The organism is Streptomyces sp. NPDC001493, from assembly GCF_053597235.1.
Map to the genome: position 1 here is coordinate 149618 of NZ_JBSFHV010000011.1, position 23270 is coordinate 172887.

At 69.9% G+C, this 23270-nt stretch carries 20 protein-coding genes and 1 riboswitch; of the genes, 10 read left to right on the forward strand and 10 right to left on the reverse strand.

Going from position 1 to position 23270, the window contains the following annotated elements; all coding sequences use genetic code 11:
- Window positions 1–59: 59 nt before the first annotated feature.
- Window positions 60–1790 carry an ABC transporter substrate-binding protein gene (locus ACWCWD_RS17730; protein ID WP_450773733.1) on the reverse strand — a complete coding sequence of 577 codons (1731 nt, stop codon included), beginning with the start codon at window positions 1788–1790 and terminating at the stop codon, window positions 60–62.
- A 255-nt stretch (window positions 1791–2045) separates the two neighbouring features.
- On the opposite strand from ACWCWD_RS17730, the gene ACWCWD_RS17735 reads away from it, so the two are divergent.
- From ACWCWD_RS17735 to ACWCWD_RS17745, 3 genes are all read left to right on the forward strand, one after another.
- The gene (locus ACWCWD_RS17735) at window positions 2046–3080 is read left to right on the forward strand and encodes a LacI family DNA-binding transcriptional regulator (RefSeq protein WP_450773830.1); all 1035 of its coding nucleotides are present in this window, start codon (window positions 2046–2048) and stop codon (window positions 3078–3080) included.
- 282 nt (window positions 3081–3362) lie between these two features.
- Entirely contained in the window at window positions 3363–4133 is a 771-nt protein-coding gene (locus tag ACWCWD_RS17740; protein WP_327177514.1) for an ABC transporter ATP-binding protein, read from the forward strand.
- 161 nt (window positions 4134–4294) lie between these two features.
- The gene (locus ACWCWD_RS17745) at window positions 4295–6826 is read left to right on the forward strand and encodes an ABC transporter permease (RefSeq protein WP_450773734.1); all 2532 of its coding nucleotides are present in this window, start codon (window positions 4295–4297) and stop codon (window positions 6824–6826) included.
- Window positions 6827–6908: 82 nt separating this feature from the next.
- On the opposite strand, the gene ACWCWD_RS17750 is transcribed toward ACWCWD_RS17745, so the two are convergent.
- A complete protein-coding gene (locus tag ACWCWD_RS17750; protein WP_450773735.1) occupies window positions 6909–8216 on the reverse strand; it encodes a class I SAM-dependent methyltransferase in 1308 nt (435 codons plus the stop codon).
- A 396-nt stretch (window positions 8217–8612) separates the two neighbouring features.
- Window positions 8613–9998 (reverse strand): NAD(P)/FAD-dependent oxidoreductase, encoded by a 1386-nt coding sequence (locus ACWCWD_RS17755; RefSeq protein ID WP_266708118.1) that lies wholly within the window; start codon window positions 9996–9998, stop codon window positions 8613–8615.
- A gap of 564 nt (window positions 9999–10562) precedes the next feature.
- Here ACWCWD_RS17755 and ACWCWD_RS17760 point away from each other — a divergent pair.
- The 3 genes from ACWCWD_RS17760 (at window position 10563) to ACWCWD_RS17770 (ending at window position 11506) form a co-directional block, all read left to right on the forward strand.
- Complete coding sequence (locus ACWCWD_RS17760) at window positions 10563–10880, forward strand: type II toxin-antitoxin system Phd/YefM family antitoxin (RefSeq protein WP_450773736.1); 318 nt, start codon at window positions 10563–10565, stop codon at window positions 10878–10880.
- A 132-nt stretch (window positions 10881–11012) separates the two neighbouring features.
- Complete coding sequence (locus tag ACWCWD_RS17765; RefSeq protein ID WP_450773737.1) at window positions 11013–11288, forward strand: hypothetical protein; 276 nt, start codon at window positions 11013–11015, stop codon at window positions 11286–11288.
- Window positions 11285–11506, forward strand: a complete 222-nt coding sequence (locus ACWCWD_RS17770; RefSeq protein WP_450773738.1) for a hypothetical protein — start codon at window positions 11285–11287, stop codon at window positions 11504–11506. Before ACWCWD_RS17765 ends, ACWCWD_RS17770 begins: the two co-directional genes overlap by 4 nt.
- 147 nt (window positions 11507–11653) lie before the next feature.
- Here the strand turns inward: ACWCWD_RS17770 and ACWCWD_RS17775 are convergent, their stop codons facing one another.
- Window positions 11654–13036 carry a family 43 glycosylhydrolase gene (locus ACWCWD_RS17775; protein WP_450773739.1) on the reverse strand — a complete coding sequence of 461 codons (1383 nt, stop codon included), beginning with the start codon at window positions 13034–13036 and terminating at the stop codon, window positions 11654–11656.
- 639 nt (window positions 13037–13675) lie between these two features.
- Here ACWCWD_RS17775 and cutA point away from each other — a divergent pair.
- The gene (gene cutA / locus ACWCWD_RS17780) at window positions 13676–13996 is read left to right on the forward strand and encodes a divalent-cation tolerance protein CutA (RefSeq protein WP_450773740.1); all 321 of its coding nucleotides are present in this window, start codon (window positions 13676–13678) and stop codon (window positions 13994–13996) included.
- Window positions 13997–14036: 40 nt separating this feature from the next.
- Here the strand turns inward: cutA and ACWCWD_RS17785 are convergent, their stop codons facing one another.
- A complete protein-coding gene (locus ACWCWD_RS17785; protein ID WP_450773741.1) occupies window positions 14037–14345 on the reverse strand; it encodes a hypothetical protein in 309 nt (102 codons plus the stop codon).
- Window positions 14346–14654: 309 nt separating this feature from the next.
- On the opposite strand from ACWCWD_RS17785, the gene ACWCWD_RS17790 reads away from it, so the two are divergent.
- From ACWCWD_RS17790 to ACWCWD_RS17800, 3 genes are all read left to right on the forward strand, one after another.
- A complete protein-coding gene (locus ACWCWD_RS17790; RefSeq protein WP_450773742.1) occupies window positions 14655–15419 on the forward strand; it encodes a hypothetical protein in 765 nt (254 codons plus the stop codon).
- 542 nt (window positions 15420–15961) lie between these two features.
- On the forward strand, window positions 15962–17728 hold the full coding sequence (locus tag ACWCWD_RS17795; protein WP_450773743.1) for a phage minor capsid protein: 1767 nt from the start codon (window positions 15962–15964) through the stop codon (window positions 17726–17728).
- A gap of 66 nt (window positions 17729–17794) precedes the next feature.
- Window positions 17795–17986 (forward strand): Rmf/CrpP fold protein, encoded by a 192-nt coding sequence (locus ACWCWD_RS17800; RefSeq protein WP_450773744.1) that lies wholly within the window; start codon window positions 17795–17797, stop codon window positions 17984–17986.
- Between the two features lie 318 nt (window positions 17987–18304).
- On the opposite strand, the gene ACWCWD_RS17805 is transcribed toward ACWCWD_RS17800, so the two are convergent.
- The 5 genes from ACWCWD_RS17805 to ACWCWD_RS17825 all read right to left on the reverse strand — a co-directional run bounded on the left by ACWCWD_RS17805 (window position 18305) and on the right by ACWCWD_RS17825 (window position 22914).
- Entirely contained in the window at window positions 18305–19267 is a 963-nt protein-coding gene (locus ACWCWD_RS17805; RefSeq protein ID WP_450773745.1) for a Ppx/GppA phosphatase family protein, read from the reverse strand.
- Complete coding sequence (locus ACWCWD_RS17810) at window positions 19264–19809, reverse strand: DUF501 domain-containing protein (RefSeq protein WP_450773746.1); 546 nt, start codon at window positions 19807–19809, stop codon at window positions 19264–19266. The genes ACWCWD_RS17805 and ACWCWD_RS17810 overlap by 4 nt, the downstream gene beginning before the upstream one ends.
- A gap of 129 nt (window positions 19810–19938) precedes the next feature.
- A complete protein-coding gene (locus tag ACWCWD_RS17815) occupies window positions 19939–20454 on the reverse strand; it encodes an FtsB family cell division protein (RefSeq protein WP_450773831.1) in 516 nt (171 codons plus the stop codon).
- Window positions 20455–20548: 94 nt separating this feature from the next.
- Entirely contained in the window at window positions 20549–21835 is a 1287-nt protein-coding gene (gene eno, locus ACWCWD_RS17820) for a phosphopyruvate hydratase (protein ID WP_266708104.1), read from the reverse strand.
- 338 nt (window positions 21836–22173) lie between these two features.
- Window positions 22174–22914: a transglycosylase family protein gene (locus ACWCWD_RS17825; RefSeq protein ID WP_450773747.1), complete on the reverse strand. Its 741-nt coding sequence runs from the start codon at window positions 22912–22914 to the stop codon at window positions 22174–22176.
- A gap of 3 nt (window positions 22915–22917) precedes the next feature.
- A riboswitch (cyclic di-AMP (ydaO/yuaA leader) is annotated at window positions 22918–23100 on the reverse strand.
- Window positions 23101–23270: the final 170 nt, after the last annotated feature.

Consider the following 23270-nt stretch of genomic DNA (forward strand, 5'->3'; position numbering starts at 1 on the left):
GCGGGCCACCGGGCCGGTACGGGCGGCGGTGGGTCCGCCCGTACCGGCCCGGCCTGCGGCTACTTCGCCGGCTTGAGCTGGGTGAGCATCTCGAAGCCGCCCATCTCCAGCCAGTTGCGCCAGAGCGCCGGGGCGTAGGTGGGCGCTCCCGCCTTGTCCGAGGGCCAGTTGGTCCAGGTGCCGGTGGTGGACTGCGACCAGAGGCCGTTGTACCAGAGGGGGATGAGCGGCATCTCGTCCAGCTGGATCTTCTGGAGCTTGCTCGTCACCGCCTTCATCCCGGCGGCGTCGTCGGTCGGCACCTGGCCGAGCTGCTGGACCAGCTTCCACGCCTCCTGGTTCTCGTACCGTCCGAAGTTCACCGTGTTCTGCTGCTTCTGGACGGGGAGTTGGAACATGTACTCGTAGTACGTCCACGGAGTGTTGGACAGCTGGCGGTCGTTGTTGAGGACGAGGTCGAAGTCCCCCTTGGCGCGCTGCTCGTTGAGCGCGTTCTGGTCGGGGAACTCCGTCGTCACGGAGATGCCCGCGGCCTTGGCCCCGGCGGCGATGACCTTGGCGGCCTCCATCCAGTCGGTCCAGCCGGTGGGCACGGCCAGCTTGAGGGAGATCTCCGACCCGTCCTTGTTCTCCACGAGTCCGTCGCCGTTGGTGTCCCGGTATCCGGCGTCCGCGAGGATCTTCTTCGCGCCCGCGGTGTCGTACGAGAACCCGTCCGAGGCCACCACGCCCTTGTCGATGTACTGGTCCCACTGCGGGAGCAGCCCGGTCGGGTCGGCCTTCTTGACCAGGTCGCCGTAGACGCCCTTCACGATCTTGTCGATGTCCACGGAGGCGGCGAGCGCCTTGCGGAAGGCGGCGTCGTCCAGCGGCTTGCGGGTGGTGTTGGGCACCAGCCAGGCGGTGTTGGCGGAGAGCATGTAGGGCGGCTGGTCGTAGTAGGAGACGACCTTCTTGGCCTTGACCAGCGAGGAGGCGCCGGGCAGGAAGTTGTTGCTCAGGTCGAGCTGGCCCTGGCCGAGCTGGCCGATGACGACCTCGTTGCTCGGGTTGGAGACGTCCACGATGTAGCGCGGCGCGGGCGTCATGCCGAGCGCCTTCGTGCCCCACCAGGTGTCGCGGCGCTGCCAGACCACCCGGTCCTGGGACTTGCTCTTGAGGGTGTAGGCCCCGGTGCCGACCGGCTTGTCGTTGACCCCGTTGAGGATCTCCTCCTCGGAGCGGCCGCTCCACACGTGTTCGGGGACGATCGGCCGGCCGTAGAGGGTGAAGTCCCACTCCTGGTAGTGGGCGGACGTGAAGGTGAAGCGGACGGTCGTGTCGTCGACCGCCTCGGCGGCGGAGAGCCAGCTCCACAGGGAGTGGAAGGAGGACGCCTCGATCTTGCCGAGGCCGTAGGAGTACGCGACGTCCTTGGCGGTGAGCGGCTCGCCGTCGGACCAGGTGATCCCGGGCCGCAGCTTCACCTCGTACGTCTTCGCGTCCTTCCAGGCACCGGACTCGGCGAGCCAGGGGGTCAGCTTCCCGGCGTTCGGGTCGAAGTGGAACAGCGTCTCGTAGACCAGCCCCTTGGTGCCGGTGGCGTGGTCCCAGTCGCGCAGCGGGTTGTAGTTGGCCGGCGGCCCCCACTGCGTACCGGTGGTGTAGAGCGTCTCGTCGCGCGGTAACGACCCGCCCTGCGCGCCGCCCGGCCCCTTGCCCGTCGCCGGGCTCCCTCCGGTGCACGCGGTGGCGGTGAGCGCGATCACGGCGAGTGCCGAGGCGATCCGCACCCGGATACCCGTACCCATAGCCCTTCCTCTCCCCGCCGTCCCTGCGAGCGGAGTCACTGAACCGGGTAAGTGCCGTGAAGGTATGGGGGCTCCGAGGGCATGTCAAGGGTTTGCGGGAGCGCTCCCACCCTTTCCAGGTACGGCATTTGACGGTACGTTCGAGCCGAGCGGAGGAGAATTCGAGGACGTCGCGAGACGGTCGGGAGCACACCACACGGGGGGTGGCCAGGGGTTACGATGCCGGTGGACATGAACCGGTTAAGCGAGGTCCCATTGCCCAAGAACCGCCCGACGATCGCCGACATCGCGCTGCGCGCCGGGGTCTCCAAGGTCGCGGTGTCCTACGCGCTCAACGACCGTCCGGGAGTCTCCCCCGCCACGCGCGCCGCCATCAAGGCCATCGCCGAGGAGATCGGCTGGCGGCCCAACAGCGCGGCCCGCGCGCTCACCCGCGCCCGCGCGGACACGGTCGGCCTGGCCCTCTCCCGCCCCGCCCGGATGCTCGGGGTGGAGCCGTTCTTCATGGAGCTGATCAGCGGTATCGAGAGCGAACTCTCCGCCGGGGGCTGCGCGTTGCTGCTCCAGATGGTGAGCGGTCCGACGCAGGAGCTGGAGGTGTACCGGCGCTGGTGGGGCGAGGGGCGGGTGGACGGGGTGTTCCTCGCCGATCTGCGCGAGCCGCGACCGGGCGAACCGGACCCGCGCGTCACGGGCGTCGCCGCGCTCGGCCTGCCGGCCGTCGCGATCGGCCACCCGTCGGCGGCCGGTCCGCTGGTGCCGGTCTGGTCCGACGACGCGGCGGCGCTCCGCGACACCCTGGCGTACCTCCACGCGCTCGGCCACCGCCGGGTGGCCCGTGTCGCCGGGCTCGCGGAGCTGACGCACACCCGGCTCCGCGACCGGGAGCAGCACCGGACGTGCGCCGAACTCGGCCTGGGAGCGCCGGTGGTGGTGCACACCGACTACTCCGGGGACGAGGGCGCGCACGCGACCCGCCGGCTCGTCAGCGCACCGGACCGGCCGACCGCGATCATCTACGACAACGACATCATGGCCGTCGCGGGGCTCTCGGTCGCCCAGGAGATGGGTCTCGACGTGCCCGCCGACCTCTCGCTGGTCGCCTGGGACGACTCGCAGCTCTCGCAGGTGGTCCGGCCGCCGCTGACCGCGCTGAGCCGCGACATCCCGGCGTACGGTGCGCTGGCGGCGCGCACCCTGCTGACCCTGGTCGCCGAGGGCGCGGCCGGGGGGAGCGAGGACGCCGCCGCCCGCCTCGTCCCGCGCGGCTCGACGGCCCCGCCGCGCTGACCTGCGGGTGCGCCGCCGGTCCGCCGTACCGACCTGCGGGTGTGCCGCCGGGGCGCCGCGCTGACCTGCGGGTACTCCGCCGTCGGCCCCTGTGTCATACCGGAGGAGGAGGCGCACCCGCCTGCGGTGCGACCAGAGAGTGCCTCCGGAACGGGTACGGGGGCTGACGACCGGGGCGGCGGGTACGGGGAGGATGGGAGGGCCCCGAAGGTACCGCCGGTCCTGTCCCGGACCCGTCCCGGGGCCGTCGCACTCCACCCCCGTCCCCTCAGGAGCGTCCCTGTGACCACCGCACCCCCCGTCCCCCGTGCCACCGGCGTCGCCGCGCGCGCCACGGAGCTGTCGAAGGTCTACGGCCAGGGCGAGACCCAGGTGGTCGCACTGGACCGGGTCTCGGTGGACTTCCCGCAGGGCGAGTTCACCGCGATCATGGGTCCGTCCGGCTCCGGCAAGTCCACGCTGATGCACTGCGTGGCCGGGCTCGACACGTTCAGCTCCGGGTCGGTGCGCATCGGCGACACCGAGCTGGGTTCGCTCAAGGACAAGCAGCTCACCCAGCTCCGCCGGGACAAGATCGGGTTCATCTTCCAGGCGTTCAACCTGCTGCCGACGCTGACCGCGCTGGAGAACATCACGCTCCCGATGGACATCGCGGGCCGCAAGCCCGACGCCGCGTGGCTCCAGCAGGTCATCGACATGGTCGGTCTCTCGGACCGGCTGAAGCACCGGCCGACCCAGCTCTCCGGCGGCCAGCAGCAGCGTGTCGCGGTGGCCCGCGCGCTGGCCTCGCAGCCCGAGATCATCTTCGGCGACGAGCCGACCGGAAACCTCGACTCCCGGTCCGGCGCGGAGGTCCTGGGCTTCCTGCGCAACTCCGTGCGCGAGCTGGGCCAGACCGTCGTGATGGTGACCCACGACGCCGTCGCCGCTTCCTACGCGGACCGGGTGATCTTCCTCGCGGACGGCGCGGTCGTCGACGAGATGGCGCGGCCCACGGCGGACGGCGTGCTGGACCGGATGAAGGCGTTCGACGCCAAGGGCCGCACCAGCTGACCCCGGGCGGGCCGCCGGCGCTCACGCCGTACCGGCCCTTGAGCCGTACCGGCCCCGGCCCCGCCCCGTCTCCGTACCGCCGCGTCTCCGTACCGCCCCCGTCCCCCGGGCGTGCCGCGCCCTCCCCCGGTCCTTCCCGGACCTCATCCCAGGACACACACATGTTCCGTACCGCCCTGCGCAATGTGCTCGCGCACAAGGCCAGGCTGTTGATGACCGTGCTCGCGGTCATGCTCGGCGTCGCCTTCGTCTCCGGCACGCTGATCTTCACCGACACCCTCGGCAACGCCTTCCGCAACCAGTCCGCCAAGAGTTACGACGACGTGGCCGTCGCCATCTCGACCTCGAAGGGCCACCGCGACAGCGCCACCACCACCGGAGTCGACGAAGCGACCCTGGACAAGATCCGGGCGCTGGACGGCGTCGCCCGGGTCACCGGGCGGGTCTCCGGCTTCGCCGGGGCCGCCGACCGCGACGGCAAGCTCATCGGCAGCGGCTGGTCCACCAGCGGCGGCAACTTCGCCCCCGGCAAGGACGGCAAGGACCCCGCGTACACCTTCACCTCCGGCGACGGACCGGTGAAGGACGGCCAGATCGCCCTGGACCGGGCCTCCGCCGACAAGGGCGGCTACCACGTCGGCGACACGGTCCGCGTGGCGACCAACGGGCCGGTGAAGGAGTACGTCCTCGCCGGTGTCTTCACCACCGAGGACGGCGCGGTCAACGCGGGCGGCAGCCTGGTCCTCTTCCAGGAGACGACCGCGCAGAAGCTGTTCCTGCGGGCCGGTGAGTTCCAGGAGGCCACGGTCGCCGCGGCCCCCGGCGCCTCCGACACCGCGCTGCTGGCCGAGGTGAAGTCCCTGCTGCCCCGCGGCGCCGAAGCCCGTACCGGGCAGGCGCTCGCCGACGAGCAGGCGAAGCAGATCGAGGACGGGCTGGGCAATCTCGACACGATCCTGCTGGTCTTCGCCGGTATCGCGCTCTTCGTCGGTGTCTTCCTGATCGCCAACACCTTCAGCATGCTGATCGCCCAGCGCACCCGGGAGCTGGCGCTGATGCGTGCCGTCGGCGCCTCCCGCCGGCAGGTGAAGTGGTCGGTGCTGATGGAGGCGGCCGTGGTGGGCCTCGCCGCCTCGGCGGTGGGCTTCGCGGTGGGGACCGGTCTGGCCGCCGCGCTGCGGTCGGCGATGGGCCTGATCGGCGGGAAGATCCCGGCCGGTCCGCTGGTGATCGCCCCGGGCACGGTGCTCGCCGCGTTCGCGGTGGGCGTCCTGATCACGGTGTTCGCCGCCTGGCTGCCCGCCCGCCGGGCTGCGAAGATCGCCCCGGTGGCCGCGATGAGCAGTGTGCACGCGGTGGCGAGCACCCGTTCGCTGGTCGTGCGGAACTCGATCGGCGGCGCCATCACCCTGCTGGGCGCGGCCGGCATCGTCGGCGGCGCCGCCGCGGCGGACACCAACGGCCGGAAGCTGATCGCGGCCGGCGCCTTCCTGGCGCTGATCGGGATCATCGTGCTGATCCCGCTGCTGTCGCGGCCGGCGATCGCGCTCGTACGCCCGCTGCTGACCCGGGTGTTCGGGGTGTCCGGGAAGCTGGCCGCGCAGAACGCGGTGCGCAACCCGCGCCGCACCGGCGCCACCGCCTCGGCCCTGGCGATCGGGCTGACCCTGGTCACTGGTATCTCGGTGCTGGGCGTCACCCTCGGCCAGGCGGTCGACCGGATGACGACGGACAACATCAAGGCCGACTACCTGGTCTCGATGGCGAGCGGCGACTCGTTGGATTCGTCCGCCCTCGCCGCGCTGCGGAAGGCCGACGGCGTCACCGCCGTCTCCCCGCAGCAGGCGAACTGGCTGACGGTCGGCGGCAAGCACCACGCGGCGTCCGGTGTCGCCCCGGGCGACGTGCGGAAGCTCTTCCCGCTCAAGACGGTCACCGGTTCGCTGGACTCGCTCGCCGAGGGCCGGATCGCGGTCGACGACGACACCGCCCGGAACAACCACTGGAAGACCGGTGACACCCTGCCGGTGACCTTCGAGGACGAGAAGAAGGGTGAGGTGACGATCGGCGCGGTCTACGAGGCCAACCAGTTCCTCTCCCCCGTCCTGCTCTCGGAGGACCTCGCGAACGCCCACACCCGGACCGCCGAGATCCAGCAGATCTGGCTGAAGATGGACGGCGGCGCCTCGGCCGCGAACGAGCAGGCCGTCGTGGACGCGCTGGGCGACAACCCGGCGATGAACGTGATGGACCGGCAGGACATGCGCGACATGTTCGGCGGCTTCGTGAACCTGGCGCTGAACATCATGTACGGCCTGCTGGCGATGGCGCTGCTCATCGCGGTGCTCGGGGTGGTCAACACCCTGGCGATGTCGGTGTTCGAGCGTAAGCAGGAGATCGGGATGCTGCGGGCGATCGGTCTGGACCGGGCCCGCGTCAAGCGGATGATCCGGCTGGAGGCCGTGGTGATCTCGCTCTTCGGCGCGGTGGTCGGCATCCTGCTCGGGACGTTCCTGGGGTGGGCGATCGGCCGTACGATCGCCGCCGCGCTGCCCGGTTACGAGCTCGTCGTTCCGTGGGGCCGCATCGGGATCTTCCTGCTGCTGGCCGCGCTGGTCGGCGTCCTCGCCTCGCTCTGGCCGGCCCGCAGTGCCGCGCGGCTGAACATGCTGACGGCGATCAAGACGGAGTGACGGGGCCGTCGTTACGGACCAGGGGCCGGAGACCGCCGTTCTGCGAGCGGTCTCCGGCCCCTGGTGCGTGTCGCGGGGCCGGTCAGTCGGTGGCGGAGGCCGTCCACCGGCGGGAACGGGCGGGCATGCGGGAGTGTCCGGCGTCCGTGGGCCTGACGGCGAGGATCTGGTTGACGCCGATCTTGTTGTGCTCGAAGGAGAGGGCGGACGCCGCCATGTACAGCCGCCAGACCCGGGCCCGCCCGGGCGAGGTGGCCGCGACCGCGGCGCTCCAGTTGTCCTCCAGGTTCGCGACCCACTGACGCAGCGTCAACGCGTAGTGCTCGCGCAGCGCTTCGACGTCCCGGGCCTCGAACCCGGCCTCCTCCAGAATTGCGAGCGTCCGCCCCACGGGGGCGAGTTCGCCGTCGGGGAAGACATAGGCGTCGATGAACTCGTCGATGCGGTAAGCCTCTTCGTCCTTCTCGGGACGCCGGGCGATCTGGTGGTTGAGCAGCCGGCCGCCGGTCTTGAGGAGGGCGAAGAGATCGTCGGCGTATTCGCGGTAGCGGACCGAGCCGACGTGTTCGGCCATGCCGATGGAGGAGATCGCGTCGTAGGGCCCGTCACGCACGTCCCGGTAGTCCTGCACCCGGATCTCGACGCGGTCCGTCAGCCCCTCCTCGGCGACCCGCTTGCGGGCGTAGGCGGCCTGTTCGACGGAGAGGGTCACGCCGGTGACGACGGCGCCGTACTCGCGGGCCGCGTGGATGGCCATGGAGCCCCAGCCGCACCCGACGTCCAGCAGCCGGTCGCCCTCCTTGAGGGCGAGCTTGCGGCAGACCAGGTCGAGCTTGTCGCGCTGGGCGTCCTCCAGGGTCCCGCCGTCCTCCCAGTAGGCGCAGGAGTAGACCATGGACGGGCCGAGGACCATCTCGTAGAAGTCGTTGCCCACGTCGTAGTGGTGGCTGATGGCCTCCTTGTCCCTGCGCCGGGTGTGCAGCGGGCCGGTGCGGCGGCGGTGCATCTCCTCGGCGGGCGGGGCGGGCGGCGGGTAGGGGCCCGCGAGCTGGGCGAGGCCCTTCGCGAAGGCCCGGACCTTCGGGTCGCGCAGCGGGTGGACGGCTTCCTTGGCGTCGATGCCCCGGTCCCAGAGCAGGCCGGCGATGCTGTCGAGCGCCTCGTACAGATTGCCCTCGACGTCGATCTCGCCCGCCACCCAGCCGCGGGCCAGCCCCAGCTCGCCCGGCTTCCACAGCAGTCGGCGCAGTGCGCGGCGGTGACGGATGACGAGAGTGGGGGCACCCGGCGGTCCGGCCTCACTGCCGTCCCAGGCCCGGATACGGACCGGAAGACGTTCTCCGAGCAGATCCGTGAGAAGAGCGGTCAGCCGCGACGCGGCGTCTGCCATGGCGCACACCTCCGTGGTGGTGTTTCCCAAAATGCCCATATGCGTACACATGCATCATCGCCTCGCCCGTGCGCTCCAGCGCCACGCCGAGGTAACACATGCGTCAACTCTGGCCGCAGCACCCGTCATCCCGCTACTGGGCAATGCTTGGGCAAAATGCATGTAGCCACCAAGTATCTGTCGGGGCGACACCCTTCCCCCCTCAGGGCCGTACGCGACCGGACGCCCGCCCGGGTACGCCGAAGGGACCGTCCGCACCACGGATGGCGGACGGCCCCTTCGGGTCGTACAGGTACTACAGGTCGTACAGGGTCACGCGGGTCGTGCGGGTCGCGCACGTGCCGGAGGCTCCTCGGCGGAAGGAGCCGGCGCACCCTCGCGGGAGCGCCGCCGGGGTCAGGAGGCCTTGGCCTTCTCGCCCTCGGGCTTCGCGGCGGCGGGAGCCGGAGCCGGCTTGGCCGCCTCGTAGAACTCCTCGCGCGGCGTCTCCATGGCACCCAGGGAGACGACCTCACGCTTGAGGAACATCGCGAGGGTCCAGTCGGCGAAGACGCGGATCTTGCGGTTGAACGTCGGCATCGCCATGCCGTGGTAGCCACGGTGCATGTACCAGGCGAGACGGCCCTTGAGCTTGATCTTCACCTTGCCCATGACGATCATCGCGACGCCCTTGTGCAGGCCGAGACCGGCGACCGCACCCTTGTTGGCGTGGCTGTACTCCTTCTGCGGGAAGCCCCGCATGCCGGAGACCACGTTGTCGCCGAGGACCTTGGCCTGGCGCAGCGCGTGCTGGGCGTTCGGCGGGCACCAGGCGTTCGGGTTGCCGGCGCGGCGGCCGACCATGTCCGGGACCTGGGCGTTGTCGCCGGCGGCCCAGATGTAGTCGGTGCCCTGGACCTGGAGCTTCTCGCTGGTGTCCACGTGGCCACGCGGGCCGAGCGGCAGACCGAAGCGGGAGAGCGCCGGGTTCGGCTTCACACCGGCGGTCCACACGATGGTGCTGGAGTCGACCTCGAGGCCGTTCTTCAGCACGACGTGACCGTCGACGCAGCTGTCCATGGAGGTGGAGAGGTAGATCTCCACGCCACGGCTCTCCAGGTGCTCCTTGCCGTAGGCGCCCAGCTTCGGGCCCACCTCGGGAAGGATCTTGTCGGCGGCGTCGACGAGAACGAAGCGCATGTCCTCGCGCTTGACGTTCGTGTAGTACTTGGCCGCGTCCCGGGCCATGTCCTCGACCTCACCGACGGTCTCCGCACCGGCGAAGCCACCGCCGACGAAGACGAAGGTCAGCGCCTTGCGGCGGATCTCCTCGTCGGTCGTGGAGTCAGCCTTGTCCAGCTGCTCCAGGACGTGGTTGCGCAGGCCGATGGCCTCCTCGATGCCCTTCATACCGATGCCCTGCTCGGCGAGGCCGGGGATCGGGAAGGTACGGGAGACCGCGCCCATCGCGATGACGAGGTAGTCGAAGGGCAGCTCGTAGGCCTCGCCGACGATCGGCGCGACCGTAGCGACCTTGCGCTCCTGGTCGATGGTCGTCACACGACCGGTGAGAACCTCAGCCTTGGGCAGCACGCGTCGCAAGGGGACGACGACATGCCGAGGCGAGATGCTGCCTGCGGCAGCTTCGGGGAGGAAGGGCTGGTACGTCATGTACGAGCGCGGGTCGACGACCGTGACGGTCGCCTCTCCGTAGCGCATCTTCTTGAGAATGCGTCGAGCTGCGTACAGGCCTACGTACCCACCGCCTACAACGAGGATCCTGGGACGCTCCGTGGTGCTCATGCAATCGAGTATCCACCCCACCCCGGGGGGTACCTCGTGAGCCCCTTCACAAGGTTGGGTGCCCCCTCTGCTACACTGCGCGGCCCGCGTGACCCAGGTCATGGTCAACAAGGGGAACCACAGCCTCGCGGCGAACGTTGTTCACCGCCTGTGAGCTGGCCCTTGACCCTGGGACGACCGCCCCCGGCGCCCCTTTTCGCCCCCTCCGTCCAACCCGCGCGCGCCACGCGGGGGACACCCGCGCGTAGCGCACAAAACGTACGCACAGGCCCATTCGAACCCCTGCGGGCGAAGAACTTGGCCCGTGCGGACCGAATTCCTTGTGAAGAACTTCACGAACTTGGCCGCGACGCCCTCCCGAACACCCCCCGCGAGCCCCCTCGCCACCCGCCGGGACACCCCAGTGAAGCATCAGAAGTGCAGGCCGGGCCGCATGTGAGCACACGAATCCCGGGAGGTGAGGTTGCGCGCCGGGAGGGTCCCGGACGAGGTCACCGGCCCGGCCGCGAGGCGGGCCGGCAGCCGGACGCGCGGACCCGGCCCAGGTGCGCACACACTGGACATATGACCAGAAGGAGAACCGTGACGGTCCGGGAGGCCTGCGCGGACCCCGCCGCCCCCATCGACCACGCCGAACAGGGCGAACCCACGGTGATCACGCGCGACGGCACCCCGGTGGCCGCCGTGGTGCCGATCGCGGACTTCGAGGCCCTGGAGGAGGCGGCCGATGTCCTCGACATGGAGGCGGTGCTGTCCGGGGTCGACCCCACCACTACCGTGGCCGAGCTGCTGACGGACGTGCTCGGGGACCACTCGGGGGCGGCGGAGGAGGGCGACGAGGGCGAGGACGGCGGAGACAAGGACGGGGACGGGAAGCGCTGAGTGCGGCAGTCCGTGTTCACGCACAGAGGGTCCGTAAGAGTGCGATTCACATCATTCTCGGACGGCCTGAGCGGTCCCCTCTAGGGTGTGACGAGGCACGCGTCCGTGAACCGCAACGTGGAGGAGCCGATCATGAGCACTGCCCCGAATCTGCCTCTCCCGCCGCGCGGACCTGAGGAGCCCCATCCTCTGCGGACGATCCGAGAGATCCGGGAGTCTCTGCCCGAACATCAGCTCGTCCATTTCGATGCCGAGCTGGCCGACACCGACATCGATGCCTTGCCCGGCATACTTCACCGGTGGGCGACCCTGGGCCGCGACAGCTTTCTCGACCGGCTCACGACAACCCCGTTCGAAGGCCTGGAGTTCGGACAGCGGTCGTACGACGATGCGGCGGGCAGCGAGTGATCCACCTGCTCGACACCAATGTCGTCGCCGAGCTCACCACCCGGCCGAGACCCGCACCAGCCGTTGTCGCCTGGGCCCGCTCGGTTCCCTCCCCGTCCCTCCAGCTCAGCGTCATCACCATCGCGGAGATCGAGGCAGGCATCGAGCGGATGCCCGCCTCGGAGCGACCGGCTCGATCAGGCGCGCGTCTCCTCAACCCCTGGGACTACCGGGAATAGGCCGTCAAGCCGGAGCTCACCGACGCGAGGACCCCGCAGGCTCCGGCCCACGGGTGCCTTTCACGGGTCTTCCGTCCGCAGGCGGGGTGTCTCCGGCTTACGGACCGCGCTCCCTCCTCGGCCGCACCCTCCCCGCCCGCGCCCTCCTCAGTCGCGGCGCCGGACGTACAGCCGGTTGCCCTTCGGGCCGGTCCACTCCACCTGGACGACCCCGGGTACGGCGGCGTCGGCGAGGCGGGAGGCGTTGGACCAGTAGCCGACGTTCGGGTTGCGGAAGAAGGTCGCCCACAGCTGCCCGCGGTGGTCCTCGAAGAAGTTGTTGTGACCGGCCCCGACGCCGACGGTCCAGCGCTGCGAGTACGGACCCTCGAAGGTGTCGGAGACGGCGGCGACGGCGTCGTACTGGTACTGGACCCGTCCGGCCGCGGCGGTGTCGTAGCCCTGGCGGGTGGTGCCGTCGGCGTTGACCGAGGTCCGGTCCCAGGCCGCCTGGAGGAGGTAGTACTTCCCGCCGTACTTGAACACGTACGCGCCTTCGAGGTACGGCTCGGGCGTGTAGGGCGTCTGGCGGAACGCCGGGAGGCCCGTCGCGGGGACGATGTCCTCCATGTCGTCGCGGAACTTGGCGTACAGGTTGTTGTGCAGCACCAGCCAGGCGTCGTCGCCCTCGGAGTACAGGCTGCCGTCGATGTGGTGGTACGCGCCGGGCGCGATGAACGCGGGGCCGCCGATGAAGGAGTCCCCGAACGGCTTGTCGAGGTTTCCCTCGATCAGCCGGTACGGGCCCTCGACGCCGCCCTCGCTGACGAGCAGGAACGAGCCGACCTTCTTGGAGTGGTCGCCCATGCACGCGACGATGTACCACTTGCCCCGGAAGCGGTGCACCTCGGGCGCCCACGCCTCGCCGCGCTTGCCGAACTGGCTGTCGTACCAGTACTCCTGCCAGGGGGCGACGACCGTGCGGCCGGGCCGGTTCTCGTCCACGAACTCGGGCGACCACACCTTGCCCTTCTCCGCGCCGGGCCGGACACCGGTCGTGTCCGCCAGCTTCCAGGGCCCCTTGAGGTCGCGCGCCGTCCACACGAAGATGCCGTCGTTCCACGGCCCGGCGATGTCGAGCCCCGGCACCCGCGTGGTGCCTGTGGCGACGTAGAGCGGGCGGCCGTCGACCTCGAAGCAGTTGACGTACGCGTCGCGCATCCAGACCCGCCCGAGCTCCTCGTCGCGCGGGCGCAACTCCAGTGGCAGCACGAAGGAGTTGTCCTCCCTCGGCCAGAGGTCCTCACGGGTGTCGGCGGTGCCGTAGGCGGTGGGGTCGGGCCAGTTCGCGGGGTACCGCCCGCGCGGCCGGACACCGGACGCCTCCGGCGCGGGCTTCGCGGACGCGGCGGGACGGGCAGCGGGCGCGGCTTGCGTGGCGGGCGCGGCGTGCGCCGCCTGTACGGGCAGGGTCACCGCCGCACCCAGTCCGGCGGCACCGGCCAGCAGGGCCCGGCGGCCGACGGGCGGTCGGTTCTCGTGGCTGGTCATCGGTCAGCTCTCCTTCGGCGTACGAGTGTCATGCGCGGGAGCGCGGGCCCGCATGGCGGCACAGCGCCCGGTCGGGCACGGAGGCAGGAACGACCGCCTCCGCACGTCACGTGCGCACGGCAGCCACGACTGACGGAGCGTCGGCACACGCGCTCAACGCCCGCTGTCGCTAAGGACTTTGAAATGTCAGCGCGAACCAGGACAGTTGGCCCGGCCACGGCGCGGCACGCACGATCTGCGTGCCGCGACCCGCTCGCGACGAGCCTGCGGACCGACCTCGGACGGCATGAATCCAGCATGGAAACCGCGATGATCTACGTCAAGGGGTCGCCGATTTAATCCGGATGCCCCGCGCCGCGACTTGGGCTCATGACGCGCCGCGTACAGGCCGGGCGGCACTGACGGAGTTCGAGGCCCAGTCGGCAGCCTCCACCGGCTGGAGCCCAAGCCGCCGACGGCATGGTCGGATGTCCACACCACCTCTGAAGGCACGGGGTCGAAAGCCCTCTGCCGACCCGGAGCTAGGAGCACAAGAACACTCATCGAGCGAGCCGTCCCGCACATCCGGCGCCGATCGCACGTCGTGGGCTCTTCTCCTTGCGATACGGTCGCCACACACCCGAGCCCAGAGGGGGAACCGTGGCCGACTACCTCGCCGTACTCACCACGACCGACACCGAGGACAAGGCCCAGCACCTCGCTACGAAGGCGGTGGAGATGCGTCTCGCCGCATGCGCCCAGATCGACGGACCGATCAAGAGCGTCTACCGCTGGGAGGGAAAGATTGAAATCGATGCCGAGTGGCGAGTGCTCTACAAGACGACAGCCGCCCGTTTCGACGAACTCGCCACGCTGATCAAGGCGGTTCACGACTACGACACTCCGGAGATCATCGCCACACCCATCACTGCGGGAAGCGACGCCTACCTCGCGTGGCTGAGCGCGGAAACGACCGGCTGAGGCCGCCCGCAGTTGGGCACACGACGCCGAACATGGCAATTCAGGCGAGCGCCACGGCCAACTCGCCGCGCAGTTGCTCAGCGACACCATTGTGCGCGGGCAACTGCGCGACGAGAGAATGGAGTCGCTGACGCCCCAGTGTCGCCTCGGCCTGCCGAGTCACCGTAAGTGCCTCTCTCGCGACCTCCGCACCACGCTCGAATTCTCCCTGCACGACGTACGCCGTCGCCACATCGCCCAGAATCACGGCGCGGACCTTCAAGTCGTCCGGTGTGAGCGCAGCGAGAGCACCGGCGCTCACCATGGCAAGGTCGGGATGCCTGAGCCGCGCATATGTGGCTACGGTCATCGAATCGAGCCGTGCCCGAGAGAAGAACCGCACCCAGGGCTGCTCGCCTCCAGGACGCTACAGCCGCCTGCGCGCGGTCACGTTCTGGCGCGAGCTGACCAGTCTCGGTGACCAGATCGTTCACCGGCACTTCGAGCGCCACGAGGTCGGCTACATCCGCCACGCCCTGTACGAGGGCACCCCGCAGAACGTCGGCCGGCCGGTCCCGCTCACCGAGCCCCTGATACGGCAGACCTCGCCGCCTCGCTCGACCGTGACGGCGACGGTCAGACCATCACCACCGGCATACCTCGCCTCACCGCGTCGTACGTGCCGAACCTGCTGCCTCACCGGCTCCACCGCTCCTCGCCGGTCGGCCGAAGCGACTTTGCGGACCCCATTTACGACATGTTCGGCGCACTCGATGAGACGTGGACCAGTTGGATGCGTGACATCCGCCTTGCCCGCGCGCGGCTCATCGTGCCGTCCGGCTACCTCCGCGACGACGGCCCCGGGCGCGGCGCCACCTTCGACGACGACCGCGAGGTGTGGTCCCAGCTCAACATGCCGCCGAACGAGACCGGCAACGGCATCACCCTGAACCAGTTTCTGATCAGGGTTGAGGAGCACCAGCGCACCACCGAGGCGATCACCCGGCAGGCCGCACAGAGCGCGGGATACTCGGCGCAGAGCTTCGGCCTGGACGGCAACGGGCAACCGATCACCGCCACCGAGTCCGACTCCCGGGACGCGCGCTCGACCGTCACCCGTAAGCAGAAGGCCGGGCACTGGAAGCACCCGTTGGCCGAGCAGCTGCACGTGGGACTGCTGCTTGACCATCACCTGTTCGGGGCGAAGATCACCCCGGACCGGCCCCGCGTGGACTTCGGAACCGGGGTCGCAGAGAGCGAGCAGCAGCAAGCAACGACGCTCGAACTCCTCGCGCGCGCCGGGGCCGTCAGCACCGCAACGAGGGTCAAGATTCTCAACCCCAGCTGGGACGACGACGCCGTTCAGGCCGAGGTAGCTGCCATCCTTGCGGAGACCGGCGCGGGCGCGCCCGATCCGGGCGACACGTACCCGCTCGCAACATAGGAAAGGCGGCCCAGTTGATCAGACTGGGCCGCCTGCCGTCCGTGGCCTGGTTGATCAGGCCAGAGCACGAACCATTTACCTATTGCAAGGCCGAGGCGTCCATCTTTTTATCGGCCTTTACACAAATTTCATCGATGTAGTTGAATTCACGGGCGATTGAAAAAGCGCAAATTCCGCCTCGATCGTGCAAATCTTGAAGCACAATCAAAGCACCGCCACCACCTCTTACGAGGCCAAAAATAAGAGTGGCACCAACGATTGCCGTTCTCGCCCTTCTACCAAATGTGGAACTGGAATGCCCAGCTAGGGTTCCTTCCCGCGCATGAGACACACCTCCCGAACTCGCATCACTTTCAGAACAACATCGGCGACCTGTTAGCCGCGACCATGTATCTCGAATTCCCATTTCTACTCCTCAGATACTGAACGGCGGACGCCGCACAGGAGAACCACCTCTTGGATGGCCCTCGTGCGCGGCGACCACCCCTCCTGAGGAGCGATCGACGCCACCAATGACATTGATGCCTTTTCAGGTTAGGCGCGTGGGCGCGATCCGGTCATCACCCAGCGGGGTGAATTCCCAGTGCGATCGGCAACGTAGGGGGTGTCTACGGGTGGCCATCCATCCCGGCATGGTCGAAGACCTCGCCGCCGGCACGCGGGACCTACACGCCGCCGCCGAGGAGCGCCTACTCGGCGTCATCGCCCGGCAGCTGGAGGGCGGGTACGACTCGCCCCAGTGGGCCGAGCGGAAACTCTCCGCCGTCTCCGCGCTCCGCCGGGGCGCGCAAGGTGTGGTGGACCAGCTTGGGCAGGCCGTGACGCTCGAAGTGATCGAGGTGACGGCGGAGGCGTACAACATCGGGCACCGCGCCGGCGTCGCCGAGCTGGGCGCGCTGGACGACGATGCGCGGCGGCTCGTGGACGAGATCACCCCGCAGGCGCAGGCTGTTGACCGTCTCGCCGAGCAGACCGTAGAGCGCGTCACCGACACCCACCGCAGCATTCTGCGCACGATCGTGGACCGCTTCCGGGCGATCGTCTCGCAGGTGGCCGCGCTTCCGATCCTCGGCACGGCCACCCGTCGCCAGGCCACGCAGGCAGCCATGCAGCGATGGGCGGACGAGGGGATCACCTCGTTCGTGGACCGCGCCGGCCGCCGGTGGAAGCTCACCTCGTACGCAGAGATGGCCGTCCGTACGGGCGTGGCGCGCGCCGCGGCGGAAGGCCACATGCGCACCCTGCAAACCGCCGGCGTGCAGCTGGTGACCGTCAGTACCGCGCCGCGCGAGTGTCCGAAGTGCCGGCCGTGGGAATCCAAGGTTCTGACGATCAGCGGTCCGGATGGAGCGCGAACCATCGAGGTCGAGCACGCGACCCGCGACGGCGAGCAGGTCCCCGTGCGCGTTGCCGGGTCGCTGGACGAGGCGCGCCGCGCGGGACTCCAGCACCCCAACTGCCGGCACAGCGTGGCCGCTTACACGCCGGGCATCACCCGCCCGCCCGCGCATGGCGGCTCCGACCCCGAGGGTTACGAAGCCGGGCAACGGCAACGGGCGATCGAGCGGAAGATCAGGCAGTTCAAGAACCGCGCTGCCGCGGCGACGACGTCGGAGGCCCGAACCGCCGCGAACGCAAAGGTCCGGCAGTGGCAGACCGCCATGCGCGACCACCTTGCCGCGAACCCGGATCTCCGCAGGCTCCGTGCCCTCGAGCAGCCCGGAGCGTCCAACCTCCCCACGCAGCAGGCCGCGCCGAGCAGTCCGTACGTACAGGCTGCCCGGGTCCGGTCCGGCGACGCCGGCACGATGCGCGAGATGACCGAGGACGAGATGGGCACCGCGATGCGGGCCGCCTCGCTCGATGACGCTGACCACGCCTGGATCGCGGCCGAACTGGACCGCCGGTATCCCCCCGATCCCCTGCCGGCCGTCGCCGCGACCGGGGACGCCGTGGCCAACCTGTTGGCCGACCGCGCCGCGCTGGACGAAGCCCTTGACCCGCTTCCGCCTGTGGAAGAGTGGGGAGCCCTCGCCCATGACGCCAAGTTCGCCGACGAGTTGGCCGCAGCCGTCAAGGCCGCCGAAGCGCGGGCCGGTACCGCGCCGGTCGAGAAGGTCACCCGCGCCGCCGCGCGCGAGATGTACACCGAGTACGTCTACCGCCAGTACCTCGCCGCCGAGGACGCCTGCCGCGGGTACCTGCTGAACAAGAAGGCGCAGATTGACGGCATCGACCCCATGACGTTGTTCTCCGCGCCCGCGCCAGCGACGAGCTACGCGAATGGTGGGCGCAGCACGGCAGGTTGACGCAAGCTGAGTTCATCGAGCAGGCGACCGGCACCGCGCAACGGTGGGCGGAAGGCGCCCGGATCAATGAGGGCGCGCACCAGAACAAGAGGTGAGGCAGTGGGCACACGCGAAGACATCACGCGAGCGGTTGGCGAGGGAGCCGCGGCCGGGCGCCGCGGTGACCCGCCGACCGCCTGCCCGTACCCGCGTACGTCACTGCTCGCCGGGGCGTGGATTCGTGGCTACGCACGCGCCCGCCCGCTCCCCACCGAGTAGCGGCACCACAGACCAGCACCACCCCCAACACCCTGCCCGTGATCTTGCAGGTGGACACCTTGTACTGCGGCCCCCAGCAGATGCAGCGTCACCGTGGGGTACCGGGCTTCATCCCAGTTCGTTCGGCTCCGCCCACGAGCGCCCTCTGTCGCGGCGCGGACCTGCTGAAGGCGCGGCCGGCTTACACCATGTGCGAGCGGCTGGGGTGCGCCTGCCCGTGCCACACACCGCCGACGTAGCGCCCGACAGCACGAGCGGGCCACCCCTGGAACGTTCCCGGGGTGGCCCGCTTTCGCGTTTTACCTGCTCCGACCTGCACTAACTGTCGAGTGCCACTCCAAGAGCAATACCGTCCAGGATGTCGTGCTCGCTGACCACGATTTCCTGGGCCCCCGTGCGGCGCATCAGGGCCTGGAGGATCAGGGCGCCGGAGGCGATGACGTCGACCCGGCCGGGGTGCATCGCGGGGATCGCGGCGCGTTCGGCGTGGGTGGAGGCGAGCAGGCGGGTGGTGATCTCCTCCACGCGGGCGAGGGAGATCCGGGAGTGGTGGATGGCCTCGGAGTCGTACTCCTTGAGGTCCAGCGCGATGGCGGCGATCGTGGTGACCGTGCCGGCGAGGCCGACGAGGGTGGTGGCCTCGGTGAGCGGGACGGTCTCGGCGGCGAGGTCGAGGGCCGCGTCGATGTCGGCGCGGATCGCGGCGATCCGGGCCTCGGTCGGCGGGTCGATCTTCGCGCCGTCCTGGACGAGGTGGCGCTCGGTCATCCGGACGCAGCCGATGTCGACCGAGCGGGCCGCGCGGACGGTGTCGTCGCCGAGGACGAACTCGGTGGAGCCGCCGCCGATGTCCACCACGAGGTACGGGGAGGCGAAGCCGTGGCCGCTGTTGCCGTGGAGTTCCTTGGTGGCGCCGTCGAAGGAGAGCTGGGCCTCCTGGTCGCCGGTGATCACCTCGGGCTCGACGCCGAGGATCTCGTGGACGCCCCGGACGAAGTCGGCGCTGTTCTCGGCGTCGCGGGAGGCGGAGGTGGCGACGAAGCGGATCTTCTCGGCACCCAGCTCCTCGATGGCCCCGGCGTACTCGCGGCAGGCGGCGAACGTACGTTCCAGGGCCTCGGGGGCGAGGCGGCCGGTGCGGTCGACGTCCTGGCCGAGGCGGACGATCCGCATCCGGCGATCCAGCTCGGTGAAGCCGCCGGTGGCCGGGTCGATGTCGGCGACGAGCAGCCGGATGGAGTTGGTGCCGCAGTCGACGGCCGCGACCCGGGTGGTGGTCACGCGGACTCCTCGGCCGGCTGGTCGGGCGTGCACGGCGTCACACAGGGGCCCTTGGCCCACCACTCGGGGAGCATGGCGATGGCCTCGTCGCCGAGCGGGTTCACGCCGGGTCCGGCGGCCAGCGAGTGGCCGACGAGGACGTGCAGGCACTTCACCCGGTCCGGCATGCCGCCGGCGCTGGGGAAGCCCTCCAGGACCTCGATGGCGTCGCGGCGGGCGATGTAGTCCTCGTGCGCGGCACGGTAGGAGGCGGCCAGCTCCGGGTCGGTGCCCAGGCGCTCGGTCATCTCCTTCATGACGCCGTTCGCCTCCAGCGTGCCGATCGCGGAGGCGGCGCGCGGGCACGTCAGGTAGTACGTCGTCGGGAACGGCGTGCCGTCCTCAAGACGGGGCTGGGTCTCCACCACGTCCGGGTTGCCGCAGGGGCAGCGGTGCGCGATGGCGCGCAGCCCGCGCGGCGGCCGTCCGAGCTGCTGCTCGAACGCGGCGATGTCCGCGTCGGTGGGCGGAGTGGATTCGGTCTGCGGAGGGGGCGTGTCCATGCCTGCCTTGGTTCTGCTCGGAGGTGCTGCTGTGGGGTGCGGTGCGCCGCGGGGTACGCCGGAAGGCGCGGTTCTTGCTCGGACCAGTGTGCCTGGCGGACCGGTGTGCCCGGCCGGGCGGGGCGTGGCTCAGCCGCCGTGGGAGGAGCTGTCGGAGGAATCGTCGGAGTCGCTTCCGGAGCCGTCCGCGCTGTCCACGCCGTCCCAGAGGTTGGAGTGCCAGGGCCGGCCGCCGGCGCCGGGTTCGCCCCGATCGTCGCCCGCCGCGTCCGGGTCGACGACGGTGTAGCCGGTCTCGCCGGGGAGGACGTAGTGGAGGTGTTCGCGGGCGAGGCGGCGGATGTACGCGTCGTCCTGGAGGCGGGCCTTCTCGTCCCGCAGCTCCTCGGCGCGCTTCCCGGCGTCCTGGAGCGTCCGCTCCTGGTCGGCGATCTCCTCGCGCTGGGAGACGTACTGCCGCATGGGATACGCCAGCGCCACGATCAGGGTGCAGACGATGAGCGCCAGGAACGCGGCGCGGCCGGTGAGCCGGGAGCGGTGGGCCTGGCGGCGGTTCTGGGAGCGGTAGACGCGGGCCGCCGTCTGCTCACCGAGCAGCCGCAGCCTGGTCGCGGTGGAGAACCGGTCGCGGTCCTTCACGGCCATGTTCATGCCTCCCCGTCACGCACGTCCGTCCCCGCACACGGTACGGGACCGAGTGCGGGGACGGACGGAGGCTGGTGCCCTCACGGGCAGTGGATCAGCCCTTGAAGCGGGGGAACGCCGAGCGGCCGGCGTACACCGCGGCGTCGTCGAGGATCTCCTCGATGCGCAGCAGCTGGTTGTACTTGGCGACGCGGTCCGAGCGGGCCGGGGCGCCGGTCTTGATCTGGCCGCAGTTCACGGCGACGGCGAGGTCGGCGATGGTGACGTCCTCGGTCTCACCGGAACGGTGGGACATCATGCACTTGAAGCCGTTGCGCTGGGCGAGCTCGACGGCGTCCAGGGTCTCGGTCAGCGAACCGATCTGGTTGACCTTGACGAGCAGGGCGTTGGCCGAGCCCTCCTCGATGCCGCGGGCGAGGCGCTCGGGGTTGGTCACGAAGAGGTCGTCGCCGACGATCTGCACCTTGGTGCCGAGCTTGTCGGTGATGACCTTCCAGCCGGCCCAGTCGTCCTCGTACAGCGGGTCCTCGATGGAGACCAGCGGGTACGCGGAGACGAGCTCCTCGTAGTACTCGGTCATCTCGGCGGCCGAGCGGGACTTGCCCTCGAACTCGTACTTGCCGTCCTTGTAGAACTCGGACGCGGCGACGTCGAGCGCGAGCGCGATGTCGCGGCCGGGGACGAAGCCGGCCTCCTTGATGGCCTCGACGATGAGGTCGAGGGCGGCGCGGTTGGACTCGAGGTTCGGGGCGAAGCCGCCCTCGTCGCCGAGACCGGTGGAGAGGCCCTTGGTCTTCAGGACCTTCTTCAGCGTGTGGTACGTCTCGGCACCCCAGCGAAGGGCCTCGGAGAAGGACTCCGCGCCGATCGGGGCGATCATGAACTCCTGGATGTCGACGTTGGAGTCGGCGTGCGACCCACCGTTCAGGATGTTCATCATCGGAACGGGCAGCAGGTGCGCGTTCGGGCCGCCGAGGTAGCGGAAGAGCGGGAGGTCGGCAGCCTCGGAGGCGGCGTGGGCGACGGCCAGCGAGACGCCGAGGATGGCGTTGGCGCCGAGCGAGCCCTTGTTCTCCGTGGCGTCCAGGTCGCACATCGCCTGGTCGATCAGGCGCTGCTCGGTGGCGTCGTAGCCGACGAGCTCCGGGCCGATCTGCTCGATGACGGCGAGGACGGCCTTCTCGACACCCTTGCCCAGGTAACGCTTGGGGTCACCGTCGCGAAGCTCGACGGCCTCGAACGCGCCGGTGGATGCGCCGGACGGAACGGCAGCACGGCCCGTGCTGCCGTCGTCGAGACCAACTTCGACCTCGACCGTGGGGTTACCCCTCGAGTCGAGGATTTCCCGGGCTACGACGACGTCGATGGACGGCACGAGCATCTCCTTCTGGGATGTGACGCTGACTGTGCGGGGCTCTTGAGCCTTGCGACTAGAGCCTAACCGGACACAGGACATCGGCCAGCCGACCGTCCGTCCAGTGACACGGCGAGCCTACACATTGTTTCCGTACGGAACATAACGTGTGGCGATACGGCGTACGGCGGCCTGCCGTACGCCCGGGAAAGGATGCTTCTTCTTCCCCTCCCCCGGACCCGGCCCACGGCCGGACGCTCCGGGAAAAGGCCCTGGCCCGGCGTGCGGGGGGAGTGCGCGCCGGGCCAGGGAGTGGGAAAGGGGTGCCGCCGGACACCCCCGTTCCGGGGAGGAGAGGTTCGTGACTACTTCAGGTGGAGCTGCTGACCCGGGAAGATGAGGTCGGCGTCGTCGACGATGTCGTGGTTCAGCTTGAACAGCTTCTGCCAGCCGCCCTTGACGCCCTGCTTCTCGGCGATGGTGCTGAGGGTGTCGCCGGCGACGACCTTGTACTCGCCGTCGCCCTTCTCGACCTTGTCGCCGGTCGGCGTGGTGACGGTCTCGGACTTCTCGGCGGCGGGGCGGTCCTCGCTGCGGGAGGCGGTCTGCGAGTCGGTGGAACGGTCCGGCGTCGACGTGGAGGCGCTGCCGCCGGTCGAGGTGGAGCCGGTGCTCGCGGAGGTGTCGGTGCTCGCGGAGGAGGAGCCCGTGTCGACGCCCGGGTCCACACCGTCGTTGGTGAGGCCGCCGGCGCCGGCGCAGGACCAGGCGCTCGGACCCTGCATGTCGAGCAGCACCTCGGCGGTGGCGATCTGCTGCTCCTTGGTGGCCAGGTCGGCGCGGGGGGCGTACTTCGTACCGCCGGCGGCGGCCCAGCTGGACTGCGAGAACTGGAGGCCACCGTAGTAGCCGTTGCCGGTGTTGATGGACCAGTTGCCACCGGACTCGCACTGGGCGACGGCGTCCCAGGTGGAGACGGAGGCGGCGGAGGCGTTGGTGGCGCCCATCAGCGGGAGGGCGATGGCGGCACCGGCGACGCCGGCGAGCGTGGCCACACGGACGGCCTTGGACGAGCGGCGGTGCTTACCCTTGCTGGACAGCAGCATGGAAGATCTCCTCACCGACGCCTACGAGGTGAGCTGTCGGGTTCGGGCCAATGAGTTGCCCGGCCACACGTCCTTGCGTGTGGCTTCACCCCTAGCTGGTCCCGGCCCGCCCGTCGTTTCCGACGGGCCGTCCGATTCCGGCGGCTTACCTGGGTCCCCCGCTCCTGCCTACGGCGCTTTCGCGTCTGTTCCCTTCGACCGACGGCAGGATTCGGCGTGACGGTCGACGGGGCCCGCGGTGCGAGCGGCTCTGACCGTAAACAGAGGGAACCCCCACATTCAATGATGGACATATCAGACAATCAGACCTTACTGGCCATGCCTGAATAACCGTTTCCGCAGGTCAAAGCGGACAT